11 protein-coding genes are annotated in these 11,138 nt (G+C 53.8%); all 11 read left to right on the top strand.

The features are described 5' to 3' along the window. The first annotated feature begins 183 nt into the window (after positions 1 to 183). The 11 genes from NB063_RS28030 to NB063_RS28080 all read left to right on the top strand — a co-directional run bounded on the left by NB063_RS28030 (position 184) and on the right by NB063_RS28080 (position 10,905). On the top strand, positions 184 to 732 hold the full coding sequence (locus tag NB063_RS28030; RefSeq protein ID WP_250932377.1) for an ankyrin repeat domain-containing protein: 549 nt from the start codon (positions 184 to 186) through the stop codon (positions 730 to 732). 133 nt (positions 733 to 865) lie between these two features. Beyond that, on the top strand, positions 866 to 1,072 hold the full coding sequence (locus tag NB063_RS28035) for a hypothetical protein (RefSeq protein ID WP_250932378.1): 207 nt from the start codon (positions 866 to 868) through the stop codon (positions 1,070 to 1,072). Between the two features lie 289 nt (positions 1,073 to 1,361). Next, entirely contained in the window at positions 1,362 to 2,069 is a 708-nt protein-coding gene (locus tag NB063_RS28040) for a HEAT repeat domain-containing protein (RefSeq protein WP_322975322.1), read from the top strand. Between the two features lie 23 nt (positions 2,070 to 2,092). Then, positions 2,093 to 2,497: a hypothetical protein gene (locus tag NB063_RS28045; protein WP_250932380.1), complete on the top strand. Its 405-nt coding sequence runs from the start codon at positions 2,093 to 2,095 to the stop codon at positions 2,495 to 2,497. Between the two features lie 113 nt (positions 2,498 to 2,610). Beyond that, positions 2,611 to 2,937: a hypothetical protein gene (locus tag NB063_RS28050; RefSeq protein WP_250932381.1), complete on the top strand. Its 327-nt coding sequence runs from the start codon at positions 2,611 to 2,613 to the stop codon at positions 2,935 to 2,937. 188 nt (positions 2,938 to 3,125) lie between these two features. Then, positions 3,126 to 3,680 carry a hypothetical protein gene (locus tag NB063_RS28055; RefSeq protein WP_250932382.1) on the top strand — a complete coding sequence of 185 codons (555 nt, stop codon included), beginning with the start codon at positions 3,126 to 3,128 and terminating at the stop codon, positions 3,678 to 3,680. Between the two features lie 357 nt (positions 3,681 to 4,037). Further along, positions 4,038 to 7,115 carry a carbohydrate-binding domain-containing protein gene (locus tag NB063_RS28060; RefSeq protein WP_250932383.1) on the top strand — a complete coding sequence of 1,026 codons (3,078 nt, stop codon included), beginning with the start codon at positions 4,038 to 4,040 and terminating at the stop codon, positions 7,113 to 7,115. A gap of 721 nt (positions 7,116 to 7,836) precedes the next feature. After that, positions 7,837 to 8,763 (top strand): transporter, encoded by a 927-nt coding sequence (locus NB063_RS28065; protein ID WP_250932384.1) that lies wholly within the window; start codon positions 7,837 to 7,839, stop codon positions 8,761 to 8,763. A 291-nt stretch (positions 8,764 to 9,054) separates the two neighbouring features. After that, positions 9,055 to 9,441: a hypothetical protein gene (locus NB063_RS28070; RefSeq protein ID WP_250932385.1), complete on the top strand. Its 387-nt coding sequence runs from the start codon at positions 9,055 to 9,057 to the stop codon at positions 9,439 to 9,441. A gap of 442 nt (positions 9,442 to 9,883) precedes the next feature. Next, complete coding sequence (locus NB063_RS28075; RefSeq protein ID WP_250932386.1) at positions 9,884 to 10,330, top strand: hypothetical protein; 447 nt, start codon at positions 9,884 to 9,886, stop codon at positions 10,328 to 10,330. A gap of 107 nt (positions 10,331 to 10,437) precedes the next feature. Further along, positions 10,438 to 10,905, top strand: a complete 468-nt coding sequence (locus NB063_RS28080) for a hypothetical protein (protein ID WP_250932387.1) — start codon at positions 10,438 to 10,440, stop codon at positions 10,903 to 10,905. The last annotated feature ends 233 nt before the right edge of the window (positions 10,906 to 11,138 follow it).

An 11,138-nucleotide genomic window follows, 5' to 3' on the forward strand; every position in this document is an offset into this window, starting at 1 on the left:
GCTGGTGGACGGTTACACTGCTGTAGCTGAACGCCACACGCCCTTCCGGACCGGCGGATAACCATTCCGTTGCATGGATCGGCGAAGTCACGTTTTCGACGATTGAACATTCCTTATCGCCGCCCCGTGACGCGTCCCGTTCGCCGAAGAAGCTGATGCGTAATTCCACATTGAAGTCACACCATGAAATGGAAACGGAACGATAAGATCGTCCGGCACTACGCCAAGCAGAAAGCAAACACGTCTCTGACGCTGGAATTGCTTGAGGATGGTATCTTGCCCAACACTTACGATGATTCTGGCCAAACGCTTCTGCATATCGCGATTCAATTAAACGAAAAGGCTGCACTGATCCTGATTGACGCTGGTGCAGAACTAAATGGAGACAACTCCAAACGAGATGTTGGACCGCCAATCCATACCGCTGTCATCAATTACCGCATTTTTAAAGCCTTGATTGACGCGGGCGCCGATATATTTCGGTTGACGAACGCTCAACGCAACATCGTCGACTCGACAATGAAACAAACCTGGTTCAAATACGGCAAGGATCTGATCCGTGTCCTGGAGTTTTCGCTGAACGCAGGCGTCGACCCAACCGCATTGAACGAATACGATTCGTGTGCGCTCGATCAAGGGGTTGACGTGGATTGGCTAGACAAGGTGGTTGAAACTTTCAGCAAGTATGGATACGAGTACAATCAACCGCCCACCGGTGGAGGAATCTGGTGACCATCACCATAAAGAACGGACGCACCACTCCGTGTACCGGAGCACGGCATCTCGGTTTTGCAAATGGAACCTCGTTTCGCCGTTCCGGGTGACGGCAAACGCTCTGCCTGACAAGTATTTTATGAAGGTTCTTATGGTTATTCGCTTGGCTCTATTGATCGCGGTCGCCTTTACCTTCGGATGCAGCGGCCCGAAATTCACTAACCTAGGGAACGGCGTTGGTGTTCCGTCTGAATCCATCGACAGCAATGCAATAGCCAACGGGATTTCGCGAGACGAAGCGAAACAAAGCATGCTTGAAGAATCGAACGGGAAACGGCAGGCAAAAGACGTGAAGTGACACCGCACCGATGGCGGACGTTTCGATTACCCTTTTCAGCACAAAATCACACACCGACTTCCCTAACACCTGCGATTTCCGTACCCGTCGACGCGCTTCGATAAGGATGTCGGGCGTCACTCCTCCACGTCGCGTTACACTACAATTCCGACAGAACAATGTGCTCCACCGGGGCGGCGGGCGGCAGCGTTCCTAAAGTCAATGTCGTTCACCTCCGCCCGATAAACACAGGCGTCCTTCAGCCGTACGAGGGTGAGAGCGAAATTGCAAACAAATCACAACGCCGTATGTGCTTCTTGACCTATTGAACGACCGAGACTCAGGAATTCGCACGCGGGCATTGGCAACACTGGGAAAAATCAAACGTCAACCTGACATCGTCGTTCCAGCCTTAATCCCACTGCTCAATGACGAACATGCTAATGTGCGTTGGCATGCTGCGTTTGCGTTGGGGCAATTTGGGAAGGAAGCTCAAGGAGGCATACAATCGCTGGCCGCGCAAATGAACGATGACTTGTCTCCGATTGCAACCTTTGCCGCGATAACGCTACGGCAGATAGACGACACTATTGCGACCGAAGCCAGACTCATCGATCTATTGTCCAATCCAATCGGTCAGAATAGAGACCGTGCAATGAAAGCCTTGGTAGACTTGGAAACTCCTACCGCACTTGACGTTCTTGTACGCCGTTATCGGAACGAGGATGATCCGAAACTGCGTGATAGAATTGCACGCACGATTGCGAAACTCGACGAAAACGTGAACCGCAACACCGCAACACCGCAACACCAAGCAGGCAACCGGAACGGCGAAGCCACGCGGATTAAGAATGGACAGTCAGTCATCGCCGCTCGGTTACGCTGGCCCGTTTTCCGACTGAGATCGACCACCTCCTCGAAATTACTTCCTCTCTCGATTTTGTTGCAAGCGATAGTTACACGAAACCCGAGTGTGAACAAATGCATCCACAAAGACCAACCCTTGTCGCCGCTGTAATCTCGTGCATGCTGTGCCTAACGATGACTCCCGCCTTCGCCATCGTGGTTCAGCTCAGCTCTCCTTCTCAGGTTGTATTCTCAAGCGAGTACCCTGAACACGCCCGCAAAAAAGTTCGGGACGCGCTCGATGTCAAGAACAGCAGGTTTATTGATGGAGTCACTAACATGCGGAAGACAACCCTAAATTTCACTGGCGACACGACGGCAATCAACGAAATGCTCTTGAAGCTGACAGAATGCCCTGCTGCTATCGTCTCTGTTTCATTCCGCAATATCGACCACGAATGCGATTGGCGGCTCGTTTACACAACGGACGACACCAAGTTTCATGCGATAGTCAACCTGCACTCAGACCAAATTGACCTCGAGGATCTAGAGATCCCGCCCTCAAAAGGACCAGCCCTGGCAGTACAGGTCGTTCCCTAACCCATCCAGACCGAATGGGAATCATGGCATACATCGGAATCGAGCTTGCCGTCGTTTTCAGATGAAACATTTACTCTCCCGAGCCGGTAATTCCGGAGCCTCGCCGATCTGAAATGCCCCCTGACGCCAAACGCTCACTGCTTGCCGAACACCTCGCCGAGTTCCGTAGTTGGTCATACGACACACTGGTTGCAGAGATCGACCGCTCACGTAAAACGCACGACTGCCTTCGGCACACCGAAGGCGTGTTTGACGACGGCACCGAGTACCAAATGGAGTTCAACGTTTTCTGGGATGACAAACGCGGTGGTGACGTTCGCGTTTGCGGAGACATTTCGACCGAACCGCAGCGCCGATTGTTGTGGGTTTTGCCGATTTACATTCCCGATGCGACGGACTCGTTCATCATGGCCCAGGACGGTTCATTCGTCGGCGATTAGCGAGCATGCGAATTGTTGGTTTGCAACTTGGGCGACGGGCCCCGTGTGATGGTGGTGAACTCCACGCCACATCGAAAGCGTTGCAGTGAACCATGCGTTTCAACGGAAGCGGGCTTACAAGGTTTGTCAAATGGATAGTCAAACCTCCCGCCACCCACACATCGTCGCCGTTACCCGACTCAATCAGCTTGAAACGCTATGGAATCGCTTTGCTTCTGCTGTTGACCGCATTAGCCGGCGTTGCCTTTTCCCCTGGCCGTCCATGTCAGCAGCAGCTGACTGCATTTAACGTCGTCGACTTAGACACGCGTCACACCCATAGCAAGAAGGCAAAACACTACGAACTCACTATCGCCAATACGGGCAGTAATAGGGTATGGGTACCGGACAACGACACTCCGTTCTTCGACGTTACGTTCAACCTAGATCCTGGATCAAAGTGCTACACGTTTGCAAACGGAATATTTGATGATCGCACTGCGGTTCAGCTTAAACCGGGTGATGGCTTGGCTTACGATCTCGATGCTACCGCTCGGTTCCGTGAAATCGATTTCTCGCTGCCCGTTCGCGACCGGCGAGGACGCGAGGCGCATTTCGAGCACCGGCTGAAGTTTGTTGGCGGACTGATCCACTCGGATCGTAATTGGCCAAGCTCGAATCTGTGTCAATCTGTCGCCCAACAGTCAGTTGGCTGGCATCGGCTAACTCAAACGCGTTGCGCGGTCGATCACCCGATGGCATGAGGAGCAACGAAACAACTGAAGAAAGAAAGGTGCCAGCACCTTCTAGGGCGTCACGCTCTTTTCCACCGCAACACCGGACGGCTGGCACCGTTCCGCTGGACAGCCTCCTGGACAGTTAAATTTAATAGAATCGATCGCCTGTCGCCTCAACCTCGAGTCCACCCTCCGCCCACGCAGACGACCCAAGGAACAAGTTCCGATACACAACAAAGACTCGTGTCACCTTTTATTTTTGACAGGAAGCAAAACAGACGCGTTATTAATGACGACAAAATGCGATGGGCAAAATATTGAGGCATTGCTCTCGAATTTTGCCTATACTGCTTTCTTCCCCTCATTTAACGATGAAAGTGCCAGATGTTAAGACTGCGTCGCCGTTATCGTGGCAAACAGAATCGTGTTCGATGGTCACTCAGTTCTCTAGAACCTCGGTTGCTGCTTGCTGCCGATGCGGGCGCTGCGCCAATAGCTGCAGCCGTTGCTGACGACGTCCCGGCGGCATCTGAATCTGAAACGCATCATTCCGATGCTGTGAACTTAGTTTTCATCGACGCCAATATTGAGAATTTGTCGGAGTTGATTGACGGGATCGACGGCCATTATCAACTGATCCTGCTGGACGCGAATCGATCGGGTCTCGAACAGATCAGTGAGGTACTGGGCAAACGCTCTAATGTTGCGAGCCTGCACGTCATCGCGCATGGCGAAGCTGGCAAGCTGGCCATCGGTAACGAAGTGGTCAGCCAGCAAACACTGATTCGGCAGCAGCAACAGATTCGTCAGTGGGGTGAATCGCTGACCGTAGATGCTGACATACTGGTTTACGGTTGTCGCACCGGTGAAGGTGACGTGGGACGAAGTTTTGTGGAATATCTGTCACGGCTCACGGGTGCGGATGTCGCCGCATCGGTTGACGCCACAGGCAACACAGACAGGAACGGCGACTGGGATTTAGAACGTGTCGTTGGCACAATTGAATCGAAAGTCGTGATCAATCCACGCCAGCGTGACCAATACCAAGGTCTGTTTCCGATCAGCATCCGTGCAGCAGGCGCCGAGAACGTCGAACAGATGTTGCTGCAGATCGATGGCGTGACGGTGGCCACGTACGACGATGTTGGTGGCGACGCGGACGCCGGCGTGTTTGTAGAGTTCACACACAACATCGATGGCATTACGCCTGATCAAGTGCGGATCGCATTCACCAATGACTCATGGGATCCGGCCAACGGAATCGATCGCAATCTGCGAGTTGACAACATCACCATCGACGGCACGACTTACGAGACCGAAGATCCGAGTGTCTTTTCGACGGGGACCTGGTTGCCTGCCGATGGACTCCAACCAGGATTTCGTCAAAGCGAATACCTGAATGCCAACGGATACTTTCAATATGCAGAATCCGGTGGCAATGGAAACGAAGAGTCGGTGATTGACCTCCGCGTACTTGGCTCCGAAGGGACGGAGCAGTTTCAATTGCAAATTGATGGACAAGTCGTTGCCGATTTCTCCGCCACGAATGCATTTCAAACTTTTAGCTACACAACCGCCGATTCGGTAACGGCCGACCAAATCCGTATCGAGTACACCAACGATACCTGGGACCCAGCAAACGGCATTGATGCGAATTTGACCGTTGATTGGATCGAAATCGATGGAACTCGATACGAAACGGAAGGTTTGGATGTTTTTTCGACTGGGACCTGGACAGCGGCTGATGGCATTCAGCCCGGGTTCGGACGCGGAGACACGTTGCACACCAACGGATATTTTCAATACGCCGAGCCGACTGAAAACGGAAACGACGGGTCGGTCATCGACGTCAGCGCGGTGGGGGCCGAAGGGACCGAGCAATTCAACGTGCAAATTGACGGCCAAATCGTCGCCTTATTCTCGGCGACTACCGGATTCCAAACATTTCGTTATACGGCCGCCGATTCGGTGACGGCAGATCAGGTTCGCATTGCGTTTACGAACGATACGTATGACCCCGCCAATGGCATCGACGCAAACTTGACGGTTGATTGGATTGAAATTGACGGCGCCCGATTCGAAACGGAAGGTCCAGCCGTCTATTCGACTGGGACGTGGACAGCGGCCGATGGCATTCAGCCTGGGTTTGGACGCGGGGATACGCTGAGCACAAACGGTTACTTTCAATACGCGCAAACTGTCCCTGGAATCGGTGACGGCGAAATTTGGCTGCTAGAAAGTGTATTGTTCCCTGGACAATACATGCGACTCGAAGAAGTCGGCGGCAATGTTAGTTTGTCGACGACTGCCGATGCACGTAGCATGTGGCGCGTTGAGGACACTGGTGCGGGAAGTACGTTGCAAAACGTTGCCACCGGTCAATACTTGGACGCCGACGGGACAGCCGACGGCGGCAACATCGACGTTTCAGGAACAACGATTGAAACGGACGACTTGTGGTTGATCGTCGATAATGGTGCAGCTGGTCTGACGCTGAGAAATGTCGATACAAACGGATATATCGATGGCGACTCGATCGCGGAGGGATCCAATGTTGATCAATCTCCGACCGTCAGCGCGGACGACTATTGGATACAAACTGTGATCGTCAATCCCGATACGCGGGCATTGCCTGATGCAAACGAAGTAACGTTCGCGGCCTTTGGTGATTACGGCATTGCCAATGCACAGACACCATTGATCAGTTCGCTCGTGCACGGGCTTTCAGCCGACATTATCTTAGGATTGGGCGACTCTCGCTACGCCGGCGAAACGTACGCCGGGGTCCACGGAGCTTTCTATCCGTATTACCTCAATGGCGCCCAACCAAATGAAGATGCTCCGACCGGCGGCACCAGTCAGATCAATCGTTTCTTTGCGGCACCCGGCAACCACGATTTCGATGACGCGGGCGGCATCAACGAATTCATAAACTACTTCTCGCTACCAGGTGACGGGGTTCCGACTGCTAGCAGCACCGGCAGTGAACTGCATTACGATTTCTTGTGGGGACCAGCACACTTTTTCGTGATCGATGCAGAATCCTTCCTCAATGATCCATCATCGGCGACGGCTCAAACCGCCTGGCTACAGAGCCAATTGCTAGCTTCGACGTCGCCTTGGCAAATTGTCGTGATGCATAACCCACCCTTCTCATCGGGTGATGATCACGGCAGCGAACCGGCTCTGCAGCTTGACTATGCGCTCTGGGGTGCTGATCTCGTGTTGACTGGACATGACCACATTTACGAGCGATTGGAACGTGGTGGAATCACGTACATTGTCAGCGGATTGGGCGGAAAGTCGATCCGCAGCTTCGATGACATCGAAACCGGCAGTATCGCACGCTACAAGGATAATTTTGGCGTCAGCATGTTTACGGCCACCGAGACACAGATCATCGGATCGTTCATCGACATCAACGGCGTGGTGCAAGATTCATTCGTGATCGAGTCGGTCTAGCGAATTTCTTACCTTTGTCGCTGCCACCTTTGCCCGAAAGTAATTTAAGGAAGGCCCACACTCCGGCGAGCGTAGCGACTCACATATCAGTTCAAAAATGCCCAAAGGCTATGCGTGACGGGTGAGCAAGGTAACTTGAGACATGCTTCCCAATAGAGAGGAAGGTCTTGACCTGCTCCTCGAATCAGCACCAAGCTCAGTGAGAAAATCCGGGCTTCTGATCGAGATTGACGAGAAACGAGCCCCCCCGGGCCTCGTTGGGAGTCCTCTGGCCGACGCGCTACCAGGAAAGGATTTTTGCTGGTGACACTGGCTTGCTATCTGCAGTCGCTGGACCGAACGGGGCGTCAGTTACGGACAGACAAAATGGGCTCGATCCAGGCGTCTTTGGCACCGTTACTCACCCGTATCGTTCTGGCCCCTCACCGCCGGTGCGATGTGGTGAAGAAACTTGGTCGGATAGGCTCGTAAACACGACCGTTTCAAGCGAAGTGATGTTGCACTCCGTGTTGAAAATTCCTTTTCATTCCGTTGCTTACATGGAAAATCGCATCGTGTGGCTTCTTCACGCCACTACAACTTTGCGCGGCAAGCAGTAACGGTTAACAGGATTACGTCATGATTATTCGATGATCCAGGATGGTTTAATCAATTGCATTGCGAGAGCGTTCCTCCATTGACGATTCTGGTAGCTGGGCCGCTTTCATTATCAGGTATTCGCATGCAAATCACACTTCGTTCCGTTCTCACCGCTTTGATCGGCATTGCTTTTGCGTGTACTGCACGCGTGACATCGGCTCAATCCTGTGACGATGGTTGCGATGGAATGAGACAGACGATGGCTTCGCAGTGTGGGTGTAACGCTCGTGGAACGGTTGGTTCACTGTTCCAATGGAGCGACGGTCCTCTCAGCGGAACACTCGCCCAGCCCGACGAACCCTTGGTTACGGACCGTCCTGACTTCACCGAAGCGAGTAGCGTCGTCGGCCTGGGAGTCTTACAGCTCGAGACGGGCTACACGTACACCTACGACAATGATGGAACCGATCGTACGATCGGACACTCGTATCCCGAGACGCTGCTTCGCTATGGCGTGCTCGCAAACTGGCTCGAGCTTCGTGTCGCCTGGAATTACGGCGATGATGACGTTAACAGTTTGAACGCAACCGGAGCAGATGACCTGTACGTTGGTTTCAAGATCGGGCTGACGCCCCAGGAGGGCCAGCTTCCCGAGATGGCGATCATTCCGCAGATGACTGTTCCAACGGGAGGCAACGAACGAACCGCTGGTGAAGTCTTAGCTGGACTCAACTGGCTTTACGGTTGGGACATCAACGACTTCCTCGCGACCGGCGGCAGCACTCAGTTCAACCGCTCACTCGATGAAACGACCAACAACGGCTACACCGAATGGGCTCAGTCATGGACGATTGCCTATTCATTGGCTGATCGCCTGGGCGCATACACGGAGTATTTCGGTTTCTATCCTTCCGGTGCTGACACCGCCTCACCAGAACACTACTTCAATGGCGGATTCACTTACTTGATCAACAACGACATGCAGTGGGACATCCGCGGCGGCACGGGCCTTAACAACGAAGCGGACGACTACTTCGTCGGAACAGGACTGTCAATTCGGGTTCGTTAAGCGGCCAATGAAAGAGCGAAGAACGCAAGATGAAACGGAAAACCTAAGGTGTTAGGGCGCTCCTTCAAGGTTGTCGTTGGACAAGAGCTGCCAGTCACGATCGTCGATTCCCAAATCATCAACGAATCGCGGCAGTAGCTGTCAAAATGCACGCAGCGGGATCGCCGATCAACCGCATCGCCGTGGCCCTGGAGATCGACCCGTCGACGACAAAGAAGGCCATCGAGTGGGGGGCAAAGAACGATACTCGCTTCATCCCATCGGCCGATTTTTAGCGTCCGGCGAAAACTTGTGGGCAGCAAAGCGGCGAAGATCGGTCCCGAAGTCGTTCGATTAAGAAACGAAGGATGCACGTTCGAAGCGATCGCCGAGAGACTCGGAACCACCGGGGCCACCGCCTCGCGAGCGTACAAGCAATTCCACGCCGCCGAGAATCGCAACGCCGTCACCGAGGGCAAGAACTTGGCCACCGGCCCCAAACGTCGCAAGATCTCCGACGAGAAGATCAACCAGATTCGTGACCTCCTCACCCAAGGCAACCTCGGCATGCGAGCGATCGCCCGCCCGTCAAGTCGGCGTGCCCCCCTGGACTGTTCGTCACGAGAGGAAACGGATGCCGGAAGCATAGCCAAGATGTGCCGATCGCCTTCGCCGGCTCGTAGTTCTCGAGCTCCTTGAAACGCTGACGGGTTCGCTTCGCAAACGTCCCCGTCGCCATCTCAAGAGTGAGGGCGTCTCTGAGGGACTCGAGATCGCCGATACGTTCCTAGATTGTTGCCATGACCCCATCATCGCGACGCCCAATCACCACTCCAGATCGACCGTTCTATGCACAGGACCGAGGTCCAGAAGGAGCAAATTTTGGGAGACCCAACGCCTCGCAAACACCCACCTCTCACCGGTTGTCCACCACGCCGGACCACGGGTTCCCCGAAAAAGCTGGACACCGCGACGCCCACCCCCTCTAATTGGCATGCTTGGCGATCGCAACCGACCTGTTATCGCCGGTTAACCGGCGTTAACACCCCGGTCTCAACTTATCACCGCTCCCAACCGGTGAGAATTACTTTGTTCCCCGACTGAGAAACGTGACCTACTTTTACGACCTACTCGATTGGCCATGCTGCAACTGATCCGAAAACTGTTCGGCACCGAGCACACGGGCAACACAACCCCAACGTCCGAGATGTCGGATGCTGAGCTGTGGGATGAATTGCTCGCGACCGTCCGCCCGCCGAGATCAAAACCGCTTCGTTCGCGTTTATCCGATCCGCAATTCGCAAATGTCCACGAATGGCTCAAGCCGCCAACCGACTGCCCGATGGCAAAAGCGATGATGCGATCCCTGATCGACGTTCAGCGATCAAACGGCTGGAAGCAATTTGCGGAAATCACGCTCCTTTACGAGATTGGCGACGAGTCGTATGACGAGCCCCCTGAATCATCGGTACGCGGGGTCGGTGGGCTCTGTCATATTCTCGAAAGACCGGGCATGATTTGCTGGCGAACCAATCCTGATGATCCCGACGAGTTTCAAAAAATTGAGATCACACTAAATCGCGGGTAACAATGCCGTGCACCGGAATACGGCATCGCGCGTTTGCAAATGGAAAGTCAACTCGCCGTACTCGGCGACGGCTGACGTTATCGCATTCACGAAAGAAACTCGCTTGCATGATCAACCACCGCTATCTTGCTGACCTTAGGTCGCTACTGCATCCTGCGGTATACCCGCACGAAAAGCTTGACCTCCCGCAGGAGCTACAACTGCTGCTCACTCGCAAAAAGCGAAAGTCGCCGAGGTATGCTCTCGCGGTGACGACATGGGACAATGGCTGCAGCGGTGGCGATTTTCTGACCGATCGCCGTCGCGCGGTGTCTCGCGAACTAGCCGCACGATGGATGTTCGCCGAGGTTGGCCTCTATTTGGTCGTGTTGGGCACAAACAACGACTGGAGAGATCGCCTTGCGGAAATGCATGCCGATAGAACTGGCTTTCACGCAACGATCGTGCAGGGTGTACACTACGTAAACATCGCGACGGGCGACTATGACACAGTGCAGAGCGCCTGGGGCCCATTAACTTTCGGCAATGCTGAAATCTTGGCTGATTTGGTTGCTTCGGTCCCAATGGCGGCATAGCCAAATGTCGCGACAACCATCCCGTGCACCAAAGGACGGCTTGCGCGGTTTCACAAATGGAAAATCAATCGTCCGTCCTCGGTGACGGGTAACGTTATCCCAACAATCCTAGTGTCTGGCATCGAAGCGTACGCTCTATCAAACAAACTAGTCGCCAAGGCAACGAAAGGCGACACGTGTTTAGTCGCAGCATTGCCCACAACACGAAGAATGGGAAGCGTCCCAATAATTGT

The organism is Aporhodopirellula aestuarii (genome assembly GCF_023701485.1).
Classification (GTDB): Bacteria; Planctomycetota; Planctomycetia; order Pirellulales; family Pirellulaceae; genus Rhodopirellula; species Rhodopirellula aestuarii.